The sequence below is a fragment of the Luteimonas arsenica genome, assembly GCF_004352825.1.
Lineage (GTDB): Bacteria > Pseudomonadota > Gammaproteobacteria > Xanthomonadales > Xanthomonadaceae > Luteimonas > Luteimonas arsenica.
Map to the genome: position 1 here is coordinate 1,081,524 of NZ_SJRW01000001.1, position 20,919 is coordinate 1,102,442.

The following is a 20,919-nucleotide window of genomic DNA, read 5'->3' on the forward strand; positions in this document are numbered from 1 at the left end:
TGCCACACTGCGCGCATGCGGCTGAGCTTCGACAACGCGGTCCTGCGCGAGCTTCCCGGCGATCCGGAGGCTGGGCCGCGCCTGCGCCACGTGCAGGGCGCGGCCTGGTCGCGGGTCATGCCGACGCCGGTGGCGGCACCGCGGCTGGTCGCGCATTCGGCCGAGGTGGCCGCGCAGCTCGGAGTGGCGGTCGGGGACGTGGCTTCGCCGGCGTTCGCGGAGGTCTTCGGCGGGAGCGCGCTGCTGGAAGGCATGGATCCCTGGGCGGCGAACTACGGCGGCCACCAGTTCGGCCACTGGGCCGGGCAGCTGGGCGACGGTCGTGCGATCAGCCTGGGCGAAGCGGTGGCTGCCGACGGCACGCGCCACGAACTGCAGCTCAAGGGCGCCGGTCCGACCCCGTATTCGCGCAGCGCCGACGGTCGCGCCGTGCTGCGGTCGTCGATCCGCGAGTTCATCTGCAGCGAGGCCATGCACCACCTCGGCGTGCCGACCACGCGCGCGCTGTCGCTGGTCGCCACCGGCGAGGCCGTGGTCCGCGACATGTTCTACGACGGCCATCCGCGGCCGGAGCCAGGCGCGATCGTGTGCCGGGTGGCGCCCTCGTTCATCCGTTTCGGGACTTTCGAGCTGCCGGCTTCGCGCGGTGACCTCGACCTGCTGCGCGCGCTGGCCGAATTCTGCGTCTGGCGCGACTTCCCCTGGCTGCTGGGCGAGCAGGCGGGCGCGGGGGCGACGGGATCCGGTGCGGGGCGGTCGCTGTCGGAGCTGCGCGCGACGAAGGCCTTCGACGAAACACTGTTCGCGCGCTGGTTCCACGAGATCTGCGTGCGCACGGCCGCTCTGGTCGGGCATTGGATGCGCGTGGGCTTCGTCCACGGCGTGCTCAACACCGACAACATGTCGATCCTCGGGCTCACCATCGACTACGGCCCCTACGGCTGGATCGACGACTACGACCCGGAGTGGACGCCCAACACCACCGACGCCCAGGGTCGCCGCTACCGCTACGGCTGGCAGCCGCGCGTGGCGCACTGGAACCTGGGGCGGCTGGCCGGCGCGCTGTCGCCGCTGTTCGGCGATGCCGCGCCGCTGCAGGCGGGACTGGATGCCTACGCGGCCACCTGGGCGGAGTGCGAGCGCGACAACGCCTGCGCCAAGCTCGGGCTGGAGGACTGCCTGGACGGCGACCTCGTCCTGATGCGGGAGCTGCAGGCCCTGATGCAGCGGGCCGGGGCCGACATGACGCGTTTCTTCCGCGCGCTGTCCGATGTCGACGTCGATGCGGAGGCGCCGGGGCTGGAGCCGCTGCGCGATGCGTTCTACGCACCGGCGCGGCTGGCGGAACATGCCGATGCGCTCGGTGACTGGCTGGCGCGCTACGCCGCCCGCTGCCGCGCCGGCGGCCTGCCGCGGGAGGCGAGGGTGGCGCGCATGCACGCCGCCAACCCGCGCTACGTGCCGCGCAACTACCTGGCCCAGCAGGCCATCGACCGCGCCGAGGCCGGCGACGAGGCCGGCATCGCGGAGCTCCTCGATGTGCTCCGTGATCCGTACGGCGAGCAGCCCGGCCGCGAGGCCTACGCCGCCCTGCGCCCGGACTGGGCGCTCGACCGCGCCGGCTGCTCGATGCTGTCCTGCAGTTCCTGAGCCTCGGGCCGGGCGCCGAGCACCGGTAGAATGCGCGCATGCCCCTGATCACACTGAATGCCGTCGACTACAGCGTCGGCGGCCCGCTCCTGCTCGAGAAGGTCGAGCTGGCCATCGAACCTGGCGAGCGCATCGCCCTGATCGGCCGCAACGGCGCCGGCAAGTCCACCCTGATGCGCCTGCTGTCGGGCGAGATCAGGCCCGACGACGGCGACATCCGCCGCGACGGTACGGTGCGCGTGTCGCGGCTGGAGCAGGAAGTGCCAGCGGGCGCCTCGGGCACGGTCTTCGACGTCGTAGCCGGGGGCATGGGCGAGCTGGGCGCCTGGCTGGCCGAGTTCCACCACCTCAGCCACGGCGAGCACTTCGACGCCGACGCCATGTCCGCCGTGCAGGCGAAGATCGACGCCGCCGATGGCTGGGCGGCCGACCAGCGCGTCGAGGAAACCCTGCAGAAGCTCGACCTCGACGGCGAGCTGGTCTTCTCCGAGCTGTCCGGCGGCATGAAGCGCCGCGTGCTGCTGGCGCGCGCGCTGGTCTCGGCGCCCGACCTGCTGCTGCTCGACGAGCCCACCAACCACCTCGACATCGCCGCGATCGACTGGCTGGAGACCTTCCTCAAGGGCTGGTCGGGCGCGCTGGTGTTCGTGACCCACGACCGCCGCTTCCTGCGCGCGCTGGCGACGCGGATCGTCGAGATCGACCGCGGCCAGGTGACCAGCTGGCCGGGCGACTGGGACAACTACCTGCGGCGCAGGGAGGAGCGGCTCAACGCCGAGGCGCAGGAGAACGCGCGCTTCGACAAGCTGCTGGCGCAGGAGGAGGCCTGGATCCGCCAGGGCATCAAGGCCCGCCGCACCCGCGACGAGGGCCGCGTGCGCCGCCTGAAGGCGATGCGCAACGAGCGCGCCGAGCGCCGCGAGCTGACCGGCAACGTGCGCATGGAGACCGCGCAGGCGGCGGCCTCGGGCAAGAAGGTGATCGAGGCCAAGGCGGCGTCCTTCGCGTTCGGCGACCGGGTGATGGTGCGTGACCTTTCGACCACGATCCTGCGCGGCGACCGCATCGGCCTGGTCGGCCCCAACGGCAGCGGCAAGACCACGCTGCTGAAGCTGCTGCTGGGCCAGCTGCAGCCGCAGTCCGGCGAGATCCGCATCGGCACCCAGCTGCAGGTCGCCTATTTCGACCAGTACCGCGCCACCCTGCGCGAGGACTGGAACGCGCTGGAGAACGTGGCCGAAGGCCAGGACTTCGTCGAGATCGGCGGCAAGCGCAAGCACGTGATCGGCTACCTGCAGGACTTCCTGTTCACGCCCGAACGCGCGCGCGCGCCGATCACCCGGCTGTCGGGCGGCGAGCGCAACCGGCTGCTGCTGGCGAAGCTGTTCGCGCAGCCCTCGAACCTGCTGGTGATGGACGAACCCACCAACGACCTCGACGTCGAGACCCTAGAGCTGCTGGAGGAACTGCTGGCCGACTATGCCGGCACCCTGCTGCTGGTCAGCCACGATCGCGACTTCCTCGACAATGTGGTGACCTCGGTCCTGGTCATGCAGGACGGCGGCGAAGGCCGCGTGGGCGAGTACGTGGGCGGCTACAGCGACTGGCTGCGGCAGCGGTCGCAGCCGGCAGTGCCGGCCCCCGCGGCCGGCAAGGACGTCGCGGCGGCGCCGAAGCCGTCGCCTCCCGTTGCACCCGCGCCGGAACGGAAGAAGCTCAGCTACAGGGAAGCCCGCGAGCTGGAACAGTTGCCGGCGCGGATCGAGGCACTGGAGGCACGGCTGGCCGCGATGACGGCTGCGCTGTCGGATCCGGCCTTCTTCCAGGGCGAAGCTGCCGCCATCACCGCGCACAATGCGGCGATGGCGGTAGCCCAGGCGGAACTCGAGGCCACCTACCTGCGCTGGGAAGCGCTGGAGGCGGCCTCGGGCTGATGCGCCGGACGATCAGTTCTGGGAGGGAAATATCCCGATGTGGCAGATCGAGTAGGTCATGTCGTTGGGGGTCACGGGGCGCAGGTCGGGCAGGGCGAAGGTCGTGCTCCCGTTGCCGCCATAGGTCGTGCCGAGCAGCGAGAACAGTGCCTGGTTCTGGCTGATCGGCAGCAGCCGGCCATCGGCCCGGAGACCCTGCACGACGCGCCCCGCGGTGAGGATGATCTCGCCGATGTAGCACTCGCGGCCCCAGCCTTCGATGCCGGTGCCGGTCCGCTGGCCGAAACGCGTCGAAAGCTCGGAGTTGCCCGGAGGCCCCTGCAGGCCCTGAGGCCCCTGAGGCCCCTGAGGCCCCGCAGGTCCCTGCGCTCCAGTGGCGCCGGTGGGCCCTGCTTCGCCTGGCGTTCCCTGCGGCCCCGCCGCACCGTCCACGCCACGCGGACCGACTTCTCCCTGCAGACCTTGCGTACCCGCGGGACCGGTTTCGCCCTGCGGGCCCACGGGTCCGGCCGGTCCCGTCGCACCGGTCTCGCCTTGCGGACCCATGGGGCCAGCTTCGCCCTGCGGGCCCACGGGTCCGGCCGGTCCCGTGGCGCCGGTCTCGCCTTGCGGACCCATGGGTCCGGCTTCGCCTTGTGGGCCCACGGGTCCCGCTGGTCCCGTGGCGCCGGCCTCGCCTTGCGGACCCGTGGGTCCGGCTTCGCCCTGTGGGCCTGCGGGGCCGGACGCTCCTGTCGGACCGGCCGGGCCGACAGGACCGATCGGTCCCGCCTCGCCAGCGGGGCCCTGCGGACCGACCGCACCGATCGTCAGTGCGTACTCCGCGCTACCGCTGCCGCGAGTGTTCGCCACGCGCAGCAGGTAGTCTCCCGCCGGGGGCAGGCCGCCGGCGAGGCGGCAGGTGAGTGCCCTCGACAGGGGCGCCGCCGGCTGGCAGGACGCGCTGATGTCGCCGGGTTCGCCATCGGCGCCGAGCCGCACTGACAGATCGCGACGCAGCGTGGGCAGGTTACGGCCGACGATGGCGATGGCGTCGATGTCGTCCATCACCACGACGGTTTCGATGGTGGGTGAATCGTAGGTGCCGGCGGCAAGCGCGGCGCCGGGCAGGAGTGTGATCGCGAGCGCGGACGCAATACGCCCGAGGACTGGACTGGACATGCTTGGTTCCCCCTGGAAGCCGCCCCGATGCGGGCGACCGCGACATGCTAGACCCCTTCGCGTCGTCGCGGAACAAGCGTGACACAGTGCCGGATCGAGACCCGGCGGAATGGCATGCACTTGTCGCTGGGAGCGATCGACGCCACCCTGCGCCCATGCAACTGACCGACCAAGCCGAAGTCCGGGAGCGCGAACTGCGCTTCGTCGCCCGCGTCCACCACATGCGGACCCTGGGCGCGGCGCTGTCGGCGTTGCTGGTCGCTTCGGTGCTCCACGGCAACGGTGCCCCCGCCTGGGCCTGGGCGCTGTGGGCGTTCAACGGCTTCGCCTGGCCGGTGCTCGCCAACCGGCTGACCCTGCGTTCGCCCGAGCCCGTGCAGGCGGCGCACCGCTACCTGATGATGGATTCCGCGGCTGCGGGCGCCTGGATAGCGATCATGCAGTTCAACCTGGTGCCCAGCGCGGTGCTGCTGGCGATGGTGACGATGGACAAGGTCGCCGTGGGCGGCTGGCGCTTCCTGGGCCGGGCTGCGCCCGCGCTGCTGCTGGCTTGTGGCGGGGTCTGGCTGCTGCAGGGCTTCCCGGTGTCGCTGGAGAGCAGCCTGCCCCAGATCCTGGCAACCCTGCCCTTCCTGTTCGCGTATCCGGTGGCGCTGGCCGCGACCACCTACGGGCTGGGGCGCAGCATTGCGGAGAGGAACCGGCAGCTGCAGTGCCTCAACCGCATCGACGCCCTGACCGGCCTGGCCAACCGTCGCGGCTGGAACGAGGCCATGGTGGCCGAGCTGGCGCGCCACGCGCGCACCCGTCGCCCGGCGGTGCTGATGCTGGTGGACGTCGACAACCTGAAGGACGTCAACGACACCAGCGGCCACCTCGTGGGCGACGAGGTGCTGCGCTGCGTGGCCTCGGTGCTGTCGTCGTGCACGCGCGAGATCGATACCCCGGCGCGCTACGGCGGCGACGAGTTCGGCGTGCTGCTGGCCGAGACCAACCTGCGCGGCGGGATGCGCGTGGCCGAGCGCGTGCGCACCGCCTTCCTCGAGCAGCGCCCGGCCGAGGCCGCGCGCGGCGATTGCACGCTGAGCATCGGCCTGGCCGAAGCCGACCTGTCGGTGGTCAACGCCGAGGAGTGGCTCAAGCGCGCGGATGCGGCGATGTACCGGGCCAAGGCCGCTGGTCGCAACCGCGTCGAGCCCGCCACGGTCGCGTTTGGCGGGGTGCGCTGAACGCCGCGCCTCAGCGCGGCTCGGTGGCGGTGCGCAGCACCGGATACACGGCGTAACGCTCGTCCCAGCTGGAGTGACGACGGTAGAACCACTCCAGGCGCTGGCGCGGGCTGGCGGCGAATTCCGCGTCCTCGGCCAGGCGGCGTTCGAAGGCCTGGCGCACCGCCGGATCGCGCAGCATTCCGCGGGCGACCTCTTCGGCGACGTAGTCCTCCATGTACTCCTTGCGCTCGAAGGCGTTGTTGAACAGGCCCCACTGCAGCAGTGAATCCGGCGCCTGCGGTTCGAGCAGGGCCATGGCCAGGCGCGCCCGCGGCTGGGCGATCGGTACGAACAGGGCGCTTTCGCCCACGGCCTGTTGCCCGGACGTCCAGGCACCTTCGACGGACAGCCGCTGGTGGCCTTCGACCGACTGGGCGGCGAAGTCGAACCGCTCGGCGCGGAAAGCCTCCACGTCCATCGAACGGGATCGGCCGATGCGCGAGTAGCGGACCCCGTGCAGGTCCAGCTTCGCGGCCACCATCCCGGAAAACGCGGCCGGGACGATGTAGCCGCCCAGCGGCGCGGTGACGGTGACGCTGGGCACGATCTCGTCGCGCAGCGGCATCTTCCACACCTCGGGCGTGCCTTCGTCGTAGCGGGTGACCAGGGCGCCGGAGACGTCCGAATGCGTGCGCGTCCAGGCGTAGCCGCGGAAGTCGACAGTGCGCACCCGGTCGGTGGCGGTCCAGTCCAGGGGCACGTCCTCGCCGGCGAGCGCCGCCGAGCGGGCGTCCGCAGCCGCGGCCGTCCGCAGCCAGTCGCGCCCCTGGCGTGCGGTCTGCTCGAGCATGCCCAGCACCAGGTTGCGGGTGATGCGCACGCGTACCGGATATTCCTTCCAGGAGTGGGTCTCGACCAGGATCCCGAAGCGGTTGCGCAGGGTGAAATAGCCGTGCGAGAAGCGCGGCGGCGACACCCCGTCGGCGATGCCCGATGACGGGTCGTCATGGGTTTCGAAGGACGGATAGAAGGGCAGGGGCAGGGATCCCTGCGCTGCCAGTCCGGCAAGCAGGGTGTCGCGCAGTGCCAGCCCGGCACGCGCGAGCTCCGGATCACCCGAGTGCAGCGGCTCAAGCTGGACCGAGATGTCGTGCTCGAACTGGGCGCCGTTGGTGGCGTGCAGGTCGACGTAGGCGATCGGGTCCCAGGCTTCGACCAGGCGCAGCATCGCCTGCATTTCGGGCGCGTCGGCCTTCAGGTAGTCGCGGTTGAGGTTGAGGTTGCGGGCGGTGGTGCGCCAGCCCGTCTCCTCGGGGCCGCGCTGGTTGGGGCGGTTCCAGGCGCCGAAGCGCTCGTGGCCGTCGGCGTTGAACACGGGGACGAAGACCAGCACCAGCCGTTCCAGCCCGTCACCCGCGGCTCCGTCCTCGAGCGCCTCGCGCAGGGCGAGGAAGCCGGCGTCCTTGCCGTCGGATTCGCCGGCGTGGATGCCGCCCTGGACCAGCAGTACCGGCAGACCGGCGGCGCGCGCGGCCTCGGGCGTCAGCGCGCCACTGCGCGAGGCCACCAGGGCCTTCATCGGCCGCCCCTCGGGCGTGGTGCCGAAGTCGACGCAGCGCACGGCGTCCGGGTGGCGGGCGGCGAAGGCAGCGCAGAGCTCGATGACTTCCGCGTAGCGGCCGGTGCGGACGAAGCCCGAGCGCTCGGATTCGGTCGTCAGTACCGGGATCGTGGCCGCGGGTTCCCGGGGGCTCCCGGTGCCTGCAGGGGCGGGGCCGGCCGCGGCCGCGGCGGTCGCCATGGCCAGCACAAGGGCCGTGGTGAGCGGGAAGGCGCGCGCCGGGCGCACTGCGGAGGGGATCGCCGGATCGGTTCGGGTCATGGGCATCTGGGCTGGGAAGGGGCTGAAGCGCCGCGGATCGTCCCATGATGACCGCTCGAGGCCCACCAACCAAAGCGCGGCGGAGGCCGATGCGTTAGCCTTCACGCTTCCGCCCGGAAGACCCAGACCCGCATGAGTACAGCCCCCGTTGCCACCGACGCCGGCAGGATGCCGCGCCAGATCCCCTACATCATCGGCAACGAGGCCTGCGAGCGATTCAGCTTCTACGGCATGAGGAACATCCTCATCCCGTTCCTGATCAGTTCGATGCTGCTGGCCTACCTGCCGGCCGGCCCCGAGCGCGAGGGCGCCGCGAAGGACATCTTCCACACCTTCGTCATCGGCGTGTACTTCTTCCCGCTGCTGGGCGGCTGGCTGTCGGACCGCTACTTCGGCAAGTACAACACCGTCCTGTGGTTCTCGCTGATCTACTGCGCCGGCCATGCCTGCCTGGCGCTGTTCGAGGACAACCGCAACGGCTTCTACACCGGCCTGTTCCTGATCGCGCTGGGCTCGGGCGGCATCAAGCCGCTGGTGGTGTCGTTCTGCGGCGACCAGTTCGACCAGAGCAACAAGTCCAAGGCCAAGGTGGTCTTCGACGCCTTCTACTGGATCATCAACTTCGGCTCCTTCTTCGCCTCGCTGCTGGCGCCGCTGCTGCTGCGCAGCTACGGGCCGGCGGTGGCCTTCGGCGTGCCGGGCGTGCTGATGTTCATCGCCACCTTCGTGTTCTGGCTGGGGCGGAAGAAGTACGTGAACGTGCCACCGTCGGGGCGCGACCCGGACTCCTTCCTCAACGTCGTGCGCACCGCGCTGCGCGAGCGCCGCGAAGGGCAGGGCAACGCCGGCTCGATGGTGGCCTGGACCGGCATCGCGGTCGCCGTGCTGATGCTGGTGCTGTGGGTGCTGAAGGCCGTGGGCGTGGCGCTGCCGTGGTGGCCGGACTCCTTCGGCTTCGTGATCACCGCCTGCCTGGCGCTGGGCGTGCTGATCGCGGCCGGCGGCTGGGGCGCCTCGCTGCAGCTCGACCGCGCGCGCGGCCGCCATCCCGACGCCGCGGTCGACGGCGTGCGCGCGGTGCTGCGCATCCTGATCGTGTTCGCGCTGGTGACCCCGTTCTGGTCGCTGTTCGACCAGAAGGCCTCGACCTGGATCATCCAAGGTCGGGCGATGGTGGTTCCGGAGGCCTGGTGGTGGCCGAACTTCCTGATCCCCGCGCCTACGGCACCAGCCGGGACAGAGGAATATTCCATGCAGATTTCGGCGTCAGCCGCGCAGATGCAGGCGCTGAACCCGCTGCTGGTGATGCTGCTGATCCCGTTCAACAACCTGGTGCTGTACCCGGCGCTGCGGCGCATGGGCTTCACCGTCACCGCGCTGCGGCGCATGGGCTGGGGCATCGCGATCTCGGGCGTGTCGTGGATCGTGGCCGGCGTGCTGCAGCTGTGGATCGACGGCGGCAGCGAGGTCTCGCTGGCCTGGCAGGGCCTGCCCTACCTGCTGCTGACCTTCGGCGAGGTGCTGGTGTCGGCCACCGCGCTGGAGTTCGCCTACAGCCAGGCGCCGCATGCGATGAAGGGGGTCATCATGGCCTTCTGGTACCTCACCAGCACCTTCGGCAGCCTCTGGGTGCTGCTGACCAACGCCGGCGTGCGCAATGACGCGGTGACCGCCGCCATCGCCTCCACCGGCATGAGCGAGAACGCCTTCCTGATGTTCTTCTTCGCGGCCTTCGCCTTCGTGGCGGCGGCGGCCTTCGCGGCCTATGCACGCAACTACCCCATGCAGGACAACTACCGCGTCAGCGGGGGAGCGGCCTGATGGGCGACGGCGTGGTCACCCTCGCGATCCTCGCGGTGACGGTGCTGGTGTCGTGGCAGGGCTTCGGCAACCGGCGCCTGCTGGAGCGGCTGCTGCTGTGGCCGCCGGCGGTCGCTCGCCAGCACCAGTACGACCGCCTGGTCACCCACGGCTTCGTGCATGCCGATTGGCAGCACCTGCTGTTCAACATGATCACGCTGTACTTCTTCGGCCGATACGTGGAGCGCATCTTCGCGCCCTACATCGGCCCCTTCGGCTTCCTGCTGTTCTACCTGTCGGCGATCCTGGTCGCGATCCTGCCGACCTGGCTGCGGCACCGCAACGATCCGGGCTACCGCAGCCTGGGCGCCTCGGGCGCGGTGTCGGCGGTGCTGTTCGCCTTCATCCTGGTGCAGCCCTGGACGCTGATCTTCGTGTTCTTCATCCCGGTGCCCGCGATCGTCTACGCCGTGTTCTACGTCGGCTATTCGATCTGGATGGACCGCAGGGGCGGGGACAACGTCAACCACAGCGCCCATCTATGGGGCGCGGGCTACGGCGTGCTGTTCACGGTGATCATGGAACCGCGCGTGGTCGAGGTATTCTTCGCGCGGCTGATGTCGCCGTCGTTCTGAATCAGGAGATCGATTCGCCGCCGGTGCCGATGCCGCCCTGGTCGCACTCGTAGGTCTCGAGCAGGCGGGAGTAGACCAGCGAATCGAGCTGGTTGAACTCGACGTTGTCGACGTCGCCGGAGCGGACGAGGTCGAACAGGCGGGTGACGGCTTCGTGTCCGGCGCTGGAGTCGATGGTGGTCGCCATGGCGGGCTCTCCGGGTTGTTTGCGTGACCTGTGACACGCATCAAGCGTGCCAATGCGCGCCCTGCACGAAGCCGAGGGGTGATGGTGACGTTCGGGGTCAGTCCCGGCCCGTGGCCGGCGGGCACTGACGCGGACCGGCCGTACTCACCGCGCCTGAATCCTTGGCGTGCTACCCATGGGAGCACCCCGACCCAATGGAGACTGCATATGGCCTTCACGCGTGCCCAGGCGACCGAACTGCTCAACAAGTCCGAGATGCAGCTGTTCGACGACAGTCGCGCCAACGCGCTGCGTGGCTTCGACCGCGCGGCCCTGGCGGGACGCGTGGCGCGCACCCGTGCCGCCCGCGACCGTGCCCGCGACCTGCTCAAGCGGCAGCGGCTGGCCGCGCGCAAGCGTGGTGACGGCAAGTCCGACGGCATCGCCGCGCGCACCGCGCGCAAGGAAGCCCTGTTGGTCGAGATCCTGGCGCGTTTCGTCGACGCCCGCCGCGACGCCCCGGGTACCGTAGTTAAGAAGGTAGCGACCAGGAAGGCTGCGACGAAGAAAGCCGCTGCGAAGAAAGCCGCTGCGAAGAAGTCCGCTACGAAGAAGACTGTCACGAAGAAGTCCGCCACCAGGAAGGCTGCGGTGAAAAAGGCCGCTGCCAAGAAGGCTGCCGTAAAGAAGGCGCCCGCGAAAAAGAGCGCCGCGAAGAAGACCGCCGCAAGGAAGGCGCCTGCCCGCAAGCCTGCCGCCCGCCGTGTATCCCCCGACGTCGCGCTGGAGAACACCCGCAAGCTGCTCGAAGCCAAGCACGAGCGCGACCGCAGCCCCCAGCCCTGGCAGTCGCTCGACCCGGCCGCGGACCACGTGCCCCAGGCCGGCTACCAGTCGGGACAGGCCGCGCACAAGGCCCAGGAACTGCACGCCGGCGAGTCCCGGATGGCCTCCATCCATGGCAGCATGTCCACGCGCGACCGCCGCAACCAGGGCAAGCGCGACCACCGCGGCGGCGACAGCGACTGAGAGGACCAGGCCATGAGCGCGATCGACATCACCCACCACGGCATCCCCGGTCGCTTCGTGGCCGAGGTCGACGGCCATGTCGCCAACCTCGACTACGAGATGGCCGACGGCATCATGCACATCACCCATACCCGGGTGCCGGAGGCGATCGGCGGCCGGGGCATCGCCGGCAAGCTGGTGGAGGCCGCTTTCCACCACGCACGAGCGGAGGGCTGGAAGGTCCGCCCGCTGTGTTCCTATGCCGAGACCTGGGTGCAGCGGCACCCGGAATACGCCGACCTGCTGGGCTGAGGCGGGCCGGGATCGCGCGCCCCGGCGCGCGATCTGGCAGACTTGCGCCCCTTTTCCGCGGGCCGGCGGCCGTCCATGCGCCTGAACAAGCACATCAGCGAAACCGGCGCCTGCTCGCGCCGCGAGGCCGACCGGCTGATCGGCGAAGGCCGGGTGACCGTCAACGGCATCCGCGCCCGCATCGGCGCCGAGGTCGGCGAGGGCGACCAGGTCCTGGTCGACGGGCAGCCGCTGAAGGCGCGCAGCGCCGCCCCCGGCAAGCGCCGCCACGTCTACATCGCCCTGTACAAGCCGGTCGGCATCACCTGCACCACCGAATCCAGCGTGGCTGGCAACATCGTCGACTTCGTCGGCCACCAGGAGCGGATCTTCCCGATCGGGCGCCTGGACAAGGATTCCGAGGGCCTGATCCTGCTCACCAGCAATGGCGACATCGTCAACGCGGTGCTGCGCGCGGAGAACAGGCTGGAGAAGGAGTACCTGGTGGGCGTGAACAACCCGGTGACCGACGAGTTCCTGCGCGGCATGGCCCGCGGGGTGCCAGTGCACGGTCAGGTCACCCTGCCGTGCCGGACCGGCAAGCTCGGCCGCTACGGGTTCCGGATCACCCTGGTGCAGGGCCTGAACCGGCAGATCCGGCTGATGGCCGCGCATTTCGGCTATCGGGTAAAGCGGCTGGCGCGGGTCCGGATCGGTCCGGTCCAGGTCGGGCACCTGAAGCCGGGGCGCTGGCGCAACCTCACCGATGCCGAACTGGCCGCGCTGCTGCCGCGCCAGGAGGCCTGGTAGCGCCGGTCGGGCGGCTTCCCGGCGGCGACGGGCGGGGCCAGGTATTCACATTTGCAATGAAAAGTGCGGTATGGTGCGCCCACTGTTCAAAGCGGGATCACGGTACATCGTGGCTCCGGTGCGGTAGATCCAAGGTTTCAAGGCCGGTCACGGCCGGGTCCTGAAGATCCGCTCCATCGTTCCTGTGTTACCCCTTGCTTCGCAGTCTCGGATCCGCCAGGCGGACCGTGTCACTTTAAAACTGTTCCAAGGAGTAACACCATGTCCGATCGTCAGACCGGCACCGTCAAGTGGTTCAACGACGCCAAGGGCTTCGGCTTCATCACCCCCGAGAGCGGCCAGGACCTGTTCGTGCACTTCCGTTCGATCCAGGGCACCGGCTTCAAGTCGCTGCAGGAAGGCCAGAAGGTTTCGTTCAAGGTCGTGCAGGGCCAGAAGGGCCTGCAGGCTGACGAGGTGCAGGCCATCTAAGGCCCGCCTCGCGTGACCAGAACCCCGGACGGCGACGTCCGGGGTTTTTTTGTGCGTCCGCCACGGGCTGCGTGAGCGCCGGCATCACGCGCGGGCGGCTAGCCTTTACGCGTCACAGACTTCAGGGGATTACAGGATGTACCGCATTTCCCACCGCATCGTGCCCGCGGCGCTGCTGCTTGCCCTGGCCCTGGCCGGTTGCCGGCAGGAGGCCGAAGTGCCCGGGGGTGCCGTCGACGGCGCTGCCAATGGTTCGGCGGCCGCTCCGGATGCCACGCCCGAAGCCGGCCCGGTCCGGCTCGAGGATGTGATGGAGTCTGATCCCCGCTACATCATCGGCATCAGCTACCCGCCAGGCATGGACCGCTATCCGGGCCTGGCCGCCGAACTCAAACGCTACGCCGACGCCGCGCGCGGCGATCTGATGGAGGCGGTCGAGGCCTACGACCCGGCGCAAGGCAGCGCGGGCGTGCCCTACGACCTGACCCTGTCCTACGATGTCCTCATGGAAACCCCCGCGGTGGTGGCCGTGCAGGCTTGGGGCACCCTCTACACCGGCGGCGCCCACGGCAATCCGCTGGTGGCGCGCTTCGTCTGGCTGCCGCAGCGTGACGAACTGCTCCGCGCCGAGGCCCTGGTCCCGGGCGAGGACGGTTGGCGCGAGATCTCGGCCTTCGTGCGCGAATCCCTGCACGCGGCGCTGTCCCATCGCCTGGATGCCGACGACCTGGAACCCCAGGACCGCTCCCGGCTGCAGCGCAGCGGCGGCAAGATGATCGATGACGGCACCGGCGCCTCACCGGAAAACTTCGCCCAGTTCGAGCCGATCCAGGGCAGCGGCGGCCGCCTGCGCGGGCTGCGCTTCGTGTTCCCGCCCTATCAGGTCGGGCCGTACTCCGACGGCATGCAGACGGTGGAGGTGCCGGCCCCGGTGCTGCTGCCGCACGTCGCCCCGGAGTACCGGGAGCTGTTCGCCGCCGGCTGAGCCGGCGCAGCCATTGGCCTGCCCGCCAGCGGCGGGCTAGCATCGGCCCGGGCCCCCTCGGGAAGCATGCGATGCATCCGCTCCGGGATCGCATCCACGGCCTGTTGGCCGAGGCCGACGTGCGGGTCGGCGGCGACAGGCCCTGGGACATGCAGGTGCACGATCGTCGCCTGCCGGCGCGACTGCTGGCCGGAGGCTCTCTGGCGCTGGGCGATGCCTACATGGACGGCTGGTGGGACACGGACTCCCTCGACGGCTTGCTGGCGCGGCTGCTTGCGGCCCGGATCGACCGGCGCGCGCCCGGCCTGGCCGACGTCCGCGACGTGCTGGCCGCCCGCCTGCTGAACCTCCAGTTCGGCCGCCGCGCCTTCGCCGTCGGCGAGCGCCACTACGACCTCGGCAACGACCTCTACCAAGCCATGCTCGGCCGCCGTCTGGTCTACAGCTGCGGCTACTGGCACGACCGCGATGGACGGCGGGCGGAGTCGCTCGACGAGGCCCAGGAAGCCAAGCTCGACCTGGTCTGCCGCAAGCTGGGCCTGCGCCCGGGCATGCGGGTGCTCGACATCGGCTGCGGCTGGGGCGAGGCGCTGAAGTTCGCCGCCGAGCGCCACGGCATCCACGGCGTGGGCGTGACCGTCTCGCGCGAACAGCAGGCCTTCGCCACCGGCCTGTGCGAGGGACTTCCGCTGGAGTTCCGCCTGCAGGACTACCGTGGGCTGCGCGGCGAACGCTTCGACCGGGTGCTGTCGATCGGCATGTTCGAGCACGTCGGTGTGCGCAACTACGGCGGCTATTTCGAACTGGTGCGCTCGCTGCTGCCACCCGACGGCCTGTTCCTGCTGCACAGCATCGGCGCCAACGTCTCGCGCCGGCGCACCGATCCCTGGATCGCGCGGCACATCTTCCCGAACTCGATGCTGCCCTCGGTGGCGCAGATCGCCGCGGCCAGCGAAGGCCTGTTCGTGGTCGAGGACTGGCACAACTTCGGCGCCGACTACGACCTGACCCTGCAGGCCTGGCGCGACAACATCGAGGCCGCCTGGGACACGTTGCCGGCACGCTATGACGAACGCTTCCGGCGCATGTGGCGCTACTACCTGGCCGGGTCGATGGCGGCCTTCAGGACCCGGCGGATCCAGCTCTGGCAGATCCTGCTGTCGCCGGGTGGGGTGCCGGGAGGGCTGGTCGTCCCGCGCTGACCGGAACCGGGGTGCGGAAACGACTTCCCCCGCCGGAGCGGGGGAAGTCGGGGCTGGAGATCAGTCCTGCGGGGCTGCTTCGGCCGGCGGGGCACCGTCGCTGACGGCACCGTCCAGGCCGCGCTTGACCAGCAACGGGCGGATGTCCGGATCCTTGCCCGAGAAGTCCTTGAACAGCTGCAGCGCGTCCTTGCTGCCGCCCTGCGACAGCAGCGTGGCGCGGAAGCGGTCGCCGTTGGCGCGGGTCAGGCCGCCGTTCTCCTCGATCCAGGCCACGGTGTTGGCGTCCAGCACCTCGGACCAGATGTAGGCGTAGTAGCCGGCCGCGTAGCCGCCCATGATGTGGCTGAAGTAGGTGGTGCGGTAGCGCGGCGGCACCGCGGCGAAGTCCAGGCCGGCGGCCTTGAGTGCGGCGGCCTCGGTGTCGAGGATGTCGCCGGCCTTCGGCAGCCGGTCGGCCGGCAGCTGGTGCAGGTACTGGTCGAGCATGGCCGCGCCCAGGTACTCGGTGGTGGCGAAGCCCTGGTTGAACTTGGCGGTGGCGACCACCTTGTCCAGCAGCGCCTGCGGCATCGGCTCGCCGGTCTCGTGGTGCTTGGCGTAGTTGGCCAGGATCGACGGCCAGTCGGCCCACATCTCGTTGACCTGCGAGGGGAACTCGACGAAGTCGCGGGGCACGCTGGTGCCGCTGAAGTAGGGGTACTTCACGTCCGAGAACATGCCGTGCAGGGCATGGCCGAACTCATGGAACATCGTGGTGACCTCGTCCCAGGTCAGCAGGGTCGGCTTGCCGGCCTCGGGCTTGGGGATGTTCTGGTGGTTGGCCACCACCGGCTTCGTGCCTTCCAGCTCCGACTGCGAGACGTAGGAGTTCATCCAGGCGCCGCCGCGCTTGGAGTCGCGCGCATAGGGATCGAAGATGAAGAAGGCGAGCTGGCTGCCGTCGGCGTTGGAGACCTCGTAGACCCAGGTGTCCTCGTGGTACTTCGGCAGGTCGGTGCGCGGCTTGAAGGTGATGCCGTAGAGCTGGGTGGCGGCGAAGAACACGCCGTTCTCCAGCACGCTCTTCATTTCCAGGTAGGGCTTGAGCTGCGATTCGTCGAAGTCGTACTCGGCCTTGCGCACCTTCTCGGTGTAGTAGGCCCAGTCCCAGGGCTCGAGCTGGAAGGTGGGCTCGCCCTTGGCCTTCTGCTCGGCGTCGATCATCGCCTGCAGCTTGGCGGCCTCGGCGCGGGCATTGGCGACCGCGGCCGGGGCCAGCTGGCCGAGCATCGCGTTCACGGCGGTGGTGGTCTTGGCGGTCTCGCCGTCGAGCACGTAGTCGGCGTAGGTGTCGAAGCCCAGCATCTTCGCGCGCTCGGCGCGCAGCTCCAGCACGCGCGCGACCAGTGCGGTGTTGTCCCACTGGTTGCCGCGCGCGCCGCGGACCACCGAGGCCTTGTGGATGCGCTCGCGCAGTTCGCGGTTGGCAAGCTGCGACAGCGGCGGCTGGCCGGTGGTGTTGAGCAGGGTGATGACGTACTTGCCCTCGTGGCCGCGGGCCTTGGCCGCGTTGGCGGCGGTCTGGATCTGCTCGGGGCTCAGGCCCTCGAGCTCGGCGGCGGTGTCGACCACCACGGCGGAGTCGTTGACCTCGGCCAGCACGTTCTGGCTGAAGGTCGTGCCCAGCGTCGCCAGCTCGGAGTTGATCTCCTTCAGGCGCGCCTTCTGGCCCTCGTCGAGCGCGGCGCCAGCGCGGACCAGGTCCTTGTAGTACTCCTCGACCAGGCGCACGCCCTCGGCGTCCAGGCCCAGCCCGGCGCGGCCGTCGTACAGGGTCTTGATGCGCGCGAACAGCTTCGGATCCAGCGCGATCGCGTCGCGGTGGGCGGCGAACTTCGCCGAATAGTCGGCCTGCAGCTTCTTGCGGGTGTCGTTGGTGTCGGTGCCGACCAGGTTGAAGAACACGCGCATCGCGCGGCCCAGGGTCTCGCCGTTGGTCTCCAGGGCGAGGATGGTGTTCTCGAACGTCGGCGCTTCGGGGTTGTCGGCGATCGCGCGGACCTCGGCCAGCTGTTCGGCCATGCCGGCGTCGAAGGCCGGGGCGAAGTGCTCGTCCTTGATGCGGTCGAAGTGCGGGTACTGCAGCGGCAGGGTGCTTTCGACCGCGAAGGGGTTGCCCTTGAGGGCCTCTGCGCTTGCGGACATGGCGGGCTCCCTGTCGTTGGCGGACTGCTGGGCGAGGGCGGGCGACAGGCCCGCGCCGGCGAGGGCGATGGCCAGGGCGAGCGACAGCGGGTGCTTCATCACGGGTTTCCTTCGGGACTGAGTCCCCTAGGGTAACCCGCCCGGCATGGGCGCCCCCGTGACGAAAGGCATGGCCGGCCCGGGCCGGCGGGGCCTCAGCGGACGATGGTGACCGGGATGTCGGTCTGGGCGATGACCTTGCTCGACACGGAACCGAGCAGGATGCCCTTGACCGAACCGCGGCCGTGGGAACCCATCACGACAAGGTCGGCCTTGTTCGCGCGCGCCGCGGCAAGCAGGGTTTCGGCCGGCTCGCCCACCAGGGCCAGTTCGCGGACGTCCGCCTTGCTGCGGGCCAGCGCCTTGCGCGCCGGCGCCAGCATGCGCTCGTGGTTCTCGGCGTGGATGCGCTCCATCGCTTCCTTGCCGATGCGGCTGACCACGCCCGGGAAGGGCGCGGCGTCGACCGCGACCAGGAAGATCTTCGCCGGCTTGGCCAGGCTCTTGGCGAAAGTGTTGGCGTACTTCGCGGCGCGAACGCTGATGTCGCTGCCGTCGATGGCGACCAGGATCTTCATGGGGGGTTCCTCGGCTCGTGCGTGATGGGCGGGATTCTACGCGGTGGCGCGCGCCAGGGCACGGCGCGGCGCGCTCACTTCTCGACGAAGGCGCGCTCGAAGACGTAGTCGCCGACCACGCCGATGCGCATCGACGGGGTGAAGCCGCGGCCGTCGAGCAGTGCGCGGAAGTCGGCGAGCATGCCCGGGCTGCCGCAGATCATCGCGCGGTCCTTCGCCGGATCCAGCGGATCCAGTCCGAGGTCGGCCATCATCTGGCCGGTGGCCATCAGGTCGGTCAGGCGGCCGCGGTGAGGACGGCCGTTGAACACGAAGTCTTCGCGGGTCACCGCCGGGTAGTAGACCAGGCGCTCGCGCAGGACGTCGCCGAGCAGCTCGTGGCGCGGCAGTTCGTTGACGATGTAGTCGCGGTAGCAGAGGTCGGCTTCGTTGCGCACGCCATGGCAGAGCACCACGCGCTCGAAGCGCTCGTAGGTCTCCGGGTCCTTGATGACCGACAGCCACGGCGCGAAGCCGGTGCCGGTGCCCAGCAGGTACAGGTTGCGACCGGGGTGGAGGTCGCTGATCAGCAGCGTGCCGGTGGGCTTGCGGCCGATCAGCACCTCGTCGCCGGCCTTGACGTGCTGCAGGCGCGAGGTCAGCGGGCCGTTGGCGACCTTGATGCTGAAGAACTCCAGCTGCTCTTCCCAGTTCGCACTGGCGATCGAATACGCGCGCATCAGCGGCTTCGTGCCGCCGTCGGGCTGTTCGACGGGCAGGCCGATCATGACGAACTGGCCGTTTTCGAAACGGAAGCCGTCGTCGCGGGTGGTGGTGAAGCTGAAGTAGTCGTCCGTCCAGTGACGGACGTCCAGCACCGTCTCGGTGCCAAACGCGGAGGACATGCGGGTCTTGGCCGGGCAGGGGAGGGAAACCGGCCTATTGTAGCGCCCGGGACGGACGCGGCGGTGCGGCGGATTGTCCTCCCCTCAGCGATAGCCCTCGGCCTGGAGCTCGAACAGCTCGGCGTAGCGGCCGCCGGCGGCCATCAGTTCCTCGTGGGTGCCGCTGGATTCGACCCGGCCGTCGGCCATCACCAGGATGCGGTCGGCCATGCGCACGCTGGAGAAACGGTGCGAGATCAGCACCGCGGTGCGGTTGTCGGAGAGCTCGCGGAAGCGCTGGAAGACCTCGTACTCGCTGCGCGCGTCGAGCGCGGCGGTAGGCTCGTCGAGGATCATCACCTGGGCGTCGCGCATGTAGGCGCGCGCGATGGCGACTTTCTGCCACTGGCCGCCGGACAGGTCCACGCCGTTCTTGAAGCGGCGGCCGATCACCTGGTCGTAGCCGCGTGGCAGGCCGGTGATGACCTCGTCGGCCATGGCCCGGCGGGCGGCGGCCTCGATGCGTTCGCGGTCGCCCATGGCCTCGATCTGGCCGACGCCGATGTTCTCGGCCGCGGTCATGTGGAAGCGGACGAAGTCCTGGAAGATCACGCCGATGTTCGCGCGCAGGTCGTCGAGGTCGTAGTCGCGCAGGTCGCGGCCGTCGAGCAGGATGCGGCCCTCGTCGGGGTCGTACAGGCGCGCCAGCAGCTTCACCAGGGTGGTCTTGCCGGCACCGTTTTCACCCACCAGCGCCAGCACTTCCCCCGCACGCAGTTCGAGGTCGACGTGGCGCAGGGCCCAGCGCGAGGCCTCCGGATAGCGGAAGCCGACGTTCTCGAACACGAAGCCGGTGGTGATCGGGCGCGGGATCGTCGCGGCACCGGGCTTGGACACGATCTCCGGCTCGATGTCGAAGAAGGAGTACAGGTCGTCGAGGTACATGGCCTGGCCGGCCACCTGCGAGAAGCCCACCAGCAGGCCTTCCAGCAGCTGGCGCAGGCGGCGGAAGCTGCCGGCGAGGAACGTCAGGTCGCCGATGCTGAAATCGCCATGCACCGTGCGCCAGGCGATGTAGGCATAGGCCACGTAGTAGCCCAGCGTGCCCAGTGCGGCCAGCAGGGTGCCCCAGGCCGCGCGACGGCGGGCCAGCCTGCGGTTGGCCAGCAGGAAGGCCTGGGACAGGCTGCGGAAGCGGTCGACCAGGAAGTGGTGCAGGCCGAAGATCTTCACTTCCTTGGCGGTATCGACGCTGGCGCCGGTCTGCCGCAGGTATTCGAGCTGTCGCCGCTCCTGCGTCCACTGGAAGTTGAGCGAGTAGTTGAGCGCGTTGAAGTGCGACTCGCCGACGAAGGCCGGGATCAGGGCGACCGCCAGCAGCACGATAAGCCAGGGTGCGTAGACCAGCAGGCCGGCGGAGAAGCTGACGATGGTGACGATGTCCTGGGCCTGGCCGAACAGCTGGCCCATCAGGTTCATCCGGCCCATGGTCTGGCGGCGTGCGCGGTCGAGCTTGTCCTGCAACTCGGGATCCTCGAAGTCCTCGAGGTCGAGCGTGGCCGCGTGCTCCATCAGGCGGATGCTGGCGGCGTTGGAGAACATCTCCGACAGCACCTGGTCGCAGTAGGAGACCAGGCGGCCGAGCAGGTCGGACAGGATCGCCAGCCCGAACTCGGCGGCCAGCAGCAGGGCCAGGTGGTCGAGCTGGCCGCTGCGCCAGGCCTCGGCGAAGCCGTCGCCCACCACCCCGGTGCCGACCAGGCCGATCGCTTCGTCGATGATCAGCTTGCCGATGTACAGCATCACCACCGGCATCAGCGCGCGCACCAGGCGCAGGCCGAGGGTGGTGATGGTGAGCGGACGGCTGGTGCGCCAGATCTCGCGCAGGAACGGCGGCAAGTTGCGCAGCGCGCTCAGGCGTTCCTGGAAGGAGGGGCGGGCGGCCCGGGGATCCGGGGCGGTGGCGGCGTTCGGGGCGGTCGACATCGCTGCATCATGCCGCGACAGGCGTGCAGGATGCGATCACGTTGGCGGATGGGGCTCCGG

At 69.9% G+C, this 20,919-nt stretch carries 18 protein-coding genes; 11 read left to right on the forward strand and 7 right to left on the reverse strand.

All coding sequences use genetic code 11. The features are described 5' to 3' along the window. Positions 1–15 precede the first annotated feature (15 nt). Together E2170_RS04890 and E2170_RS04895 are read left to right on the forward strand one after the other, a co-directional pair. On the forward strand, positions 16–1,650 hold the full coding sequence (locus tag E2170_RS04890) for a protein adenylyltransferase SelO (protein ID WP_132999482.1): 1,635 nt from the start codon (positions 16–18) through the stop codon (positions 1,648–1,650). A gap of 38 nt (positions 1,651–1,688) precedes the next feature. Further along, a complete protein-coding gene (locus E2170_RS04895) occupies positions 1,689–3,584 on the forward strand; it encodes an ATP-binding cassette domain-containing protein (RefSeq protein ID WP_132999483.1) in 1,896 nt (631 codons plus the stop codon). Between the two features lie 12 nt (positions 3,585–3,596). On the opposite strand, the gene E2170_RS14220 is transcribed toward E2170_RS04895, so the two are convergent. Further along, positions 3,597–4,745 (reverse strand): phage tail protein, encoded by a 1,149-nt coding sequence (locus E2170_RS14220; protein ID WP_207914917.1) that lies wholly within the window; start codon positions 4,743–4,745, stop codon positions 3,597–3,599. Positions 4,746–4,900: 155 nt separating this feature from the next. Between E2170_RS14220 and E2170_RS04905 the strand changes: the two genes are divergently transcribed. Beyond that, positions 4,901–5,974: a sensor domain-containing diguanylate cyclase gene (locus E2170_RS04905; RefSeq protein WP_165942155.1), complete on the forward strand. Its 1,074-nt coding sequence runs from the start codon at positions 4,901–4,903 to the stop codon at positions 5,972–5,974. Between the two features lie 10 nt (positions 5,975–5,984). On the opposite strand, the gene E2170_RS04910 is transcribed toward E2170_RS04905, so the two are convergent. Beyond that, positions 5,985–7,757 carry a M14 family metallopeptidase gene (locus E2170_RS04910; protein ID WP_133000025.1) on the reverse strand — a complete coding sequence of 591 codons (1,773 nt, stop codon included), beginning with the start codon at positions 7,755–7,757 and terminating at the stop codon, positions 5,985–5,987. Between the two features lie 213 nt (positions 7,758–7,970). Between E2170_RS04910 and E2170_RS04915 the strand changes: the two genes are divergently transcribed. Both E2170_RS04915 and E2170_RS04920 read left to right on the forward strand, forming a co-directional pair. Continuing rightward, positions 7,971–9,659, forward strand: coding sequence for a POT-type proton-dependent oligopeptide transporter (locus E2170_RS04915; protein WP_132999485.1), 1,689 nt, complete (start codon positions 7,971–7,973; stop codon positions 9,657–9,659). An 11-nt stretch (positions 9,660–9,670) separates the two neighbouring features. Next, positions 9,671–10,273, forward strand: coding sequence for a rhomboid family intramembrane serine protease (locus E2170_RS04920; protein ID WP_165942195.1), 603 nt, complete (start codon positions 9,671–9,673; stop codon positions 10,271–10,273). 1 nt (position 10,274) lies between these two features. Here the strand turns inward: E2170_RS04920 and E2170_RS04925 are convergent, their stop codons facing one another. Continuing rightward, complete coding sequence (locus E2170_RS04925; RefSeq protein WP_132999487.1) at positions 10,275–10,460, reverse strand: hypothetical protein; 186 nt, start codon at positions 10,458–10,460, stop codon at positions 10,275–10,277. A gap of 207 nt (positions 10,461–10,667) precedes the next feature. On the opposite strand from E2170_RS04925, the gene E2170_RS13875 reads away from it, so the two are divergent. The 6 genes from E2170_RS13875 (at position 10,668) to cfa (ending at position 15,206) form a co-directional block, all read left to right on the forward strand. Beyond that, positions 10,668–11,468 (forward strand): hypothetical protein, encoded by an 801-nt coding sequence (locus tag E2170_RS13875; protein WP_207914918.1) that lies wholly within the window; start codon positions 10,668–10,670, stop codon positions 11,466–11,468. Positions 11,469–11,480: 12 nt separating this feature from the next. After that, the gene (locus E2170_RS04935; RefSeq protein ID WP_132999488.1) at positions 11,481–11,759 is read left to right on the forward strand and encodes a GNAT family N-acetyltransferase; all 279 of its coding nucleotides are present in this window, start codon (positions 11,481–11,483) and stop codon (positions 11,757–11,759) included. Positions 11,760–11,834: 75 nt separating this feature from the next. Beyond that, the gene (locus tag E2170_RS04940; protein WP_132999489.1) at positions 11,835–12,548 is read left to right on the forward strand and encodes a pseudouridine synthase; all 714 of its coding nucleotides are present in this window, start codon (positions 11,835–11,837) and stop codon (positions 12,546–12,548) included. 261 nt (positions 12,549–12,809) lie between these two features. Further along, entirely contained in the window at positions 12,810–13,019 is a 210-nt protein-coding gene (locus E2170_RS04945; protein ID WP_132999490.1) for a cold-shock protein, read from the forward strand. A 136-nt stretch (positions 13,020–13,155) separates the two neighbouring features. Further along, positions 13,156–14,004, forward strand: a complete 849-nt coding sequence (locus E2170_RS04950; RefSeq protein WP_132999491.1) for a DUF3298 and DUF4163 domain-containing protein — start codon at positions 13,156–13,158, stop codon at positions 14,002–14,004. 71 nt (positions 14,005–14,075) lie between these two features. Further along, complete coding sequence (gene cfa, locus E2170_RS04955) at positions 14,076–15,206, forward strand: cyclopropane fatty acyl phospholipid synthase (protein ID WP_132999492.1); 1,131 nt, start codon at positions 14,076–14,078, stop codon at positions 15,204–15,206. 60 nt (positions 15,207–15,266) lie between these two features. Here cfa and E2170_RS04960 read toward each other — a convergent pair whose 3' ends face one another. The 4 genes from E2170_RS04960 to E2170_RS04975 all read right to left on the reverse strand — a co-directional run bounded on the left by E2170_RS04960 (position 15,267) and on the right by E2170_RS04975 (position 20,859). Beyond that, on the reverse strand, positions 15,267–17,492 hold the full coding sequence (locus E2170_RS04960; RefSeq protein WP_132999493.1) for a M3 family metallopeptidase: 2,226 nt from the start codon (positions 17,490–17,492) through the stop codon (positions 15,267–15,269). A gap of 95 nt (positions 17,493–17,587) precedes the next feature. Next, the gene (locus E2170_RS04965) at positions 17,588–18,010 is read right to left on the reverse strand and encodes a universal stress protein (RefSeq protein WP_132999494.1); all 423 of its coding nucleotides are present in this window, start codon (positions 18,008–18,010) and stop codon (positions 17,588–17,590) included. Between the two features lie 74 nt (positions 18,011–18,084). After that, the gene (locus E2170_RS04970) at positions 18,085–18,894 is read right to left on the reverse strand and encodes a ferredoxin--NADP reductase (RefSeq protein WP_132999495.1); all 810 of its coding nucleotides are present in this window, start codon (positions 18,892–18,894) and stop codon (positions 18,085–18,087) included. Positions 18,895–18,978: 84 nt separating this feature from the next. Further along, positions 18,979–20,859 carry an ABC transporter ATP-binding protein gene (locus tag E2170_RS04975; protein WP_132999496.1) on the reverse strand — a complete coding sequence of 627 codons (1,881 nt, stop codon included), beginning with the start codon at positions 20,857–20,859 and terminating at the stop codon, positions 18,979–18,981. Between the last annotated feature and the right edge of the window lie 60 nt (positions 20,860–20,919).